Below are 895 nucleotides of genomic sequence, written 5' to 3'. Positions count from 1 at the left end.
CGGTGATGACGTCGTCGGAGCCGAAGAAGTCGAAGGAATTCGAAGCACCGACACCCCAGGCGGCGGCGGACGGCAGTTTCCGCAACGGCACGGCCTTGACCCGGGCGATCCCGGCGTTGTCCACGAAGGTCAGGGCCACGAGTTCGACGCCCCTCGCCCGGAGATCACCGGTGAGGGCGGTCGCGCGGGCGGTCAATGCTTCCCGGTTCACCATGGTTCCTCATCCTGGCCTCATCGCGGGCCCCTTGCCATGCCCGGATCCGGCCATAGGGTGAGGCCGCACTCGTCGATCACGAGAAGGGACGCGCTCATGCCGGCACCCGGGATCCTGCCGTTCGTCGCCGAGACGCGGCTGGTGGACCACCACTGCCACGGCGTCGTCACCGGCGACCTCGGCCGGATCGAGTTCGAGCAGATGCTCACCGAGGCCGACACCGTCTCCTCACTGGGCACCACCCTGTTCGACTCGCTGATCGGCCTCGCGGTCCGGGCCCGCTGCGCCCCGATGCTGGACCTGCCGCCGCATGTACCGGCCGAGGTCTATCTGGCCCGGCGCGCAGAACTGGGCGCCGCCGAGGTCAACGCGCGATTCCTGCGCGCCACCGGCACGACCGAGTTCCTGCTCGACGGCGGTTTCCTGCCGGACACGCTGACCACGACCGAGCAGTTCGCGCAGCTGTCCGGGTCCCGCGCGCGGGACATCGTCCGCCTCGAACAGGTCGCCGAAGCGGTGATCGAGTCCACCACGGCGGCAGGGTTCGCTTCGGCGTTCGCTGGGGAACTGGCGAAACGTGCCACGACGGCGGTGGGGTTCAAGTCCATCGCCGCCTACCGGGTCGGCCTCGAACTGGCGGGGGAGCGGCCCACGGACGCCGAGGTCGCCGAAGCGGCGGGC

Annotated in this window: 2 pseudogenes; one reads left to right on the top strand and one right to left on the bottom strand. The window is 70.3% G+C overall.

Annotation, left to right across the window (positions count from 1 at the left end):
- Window positions 1–214 (bottom strand): annotated as a pseudogene (locus tag CFP71_RS43000) (glutamine synthetase); the annotation flags it as partial.
- 96 nt (window positions 215–310) lie between these two features.
- Here CFP71_RS43000 and CFP71_RS42995 point away from each other — a divergent pair.
- Window positions 311–895 (top strand): annotated as a pseudogene (locus CFP71_RS42995) (amidohydrolase); the annotation flags it as partial.

It is taken from the genome of Amycolatopsis thailandensis (assembly GCF_002234405.1).
Taxonomy (GTDB): Bacteria; Actinomycetota; Actinomycetes; order Mycobacteriales; family Pseudonocardiaceae; genus Amycolatopsis; species Amycolatopsis thailandensis.
Note: the sequence above shows the minus strand (reverse complement) of the source record. Positions and strands in the feature narration are given on the sequence as shown.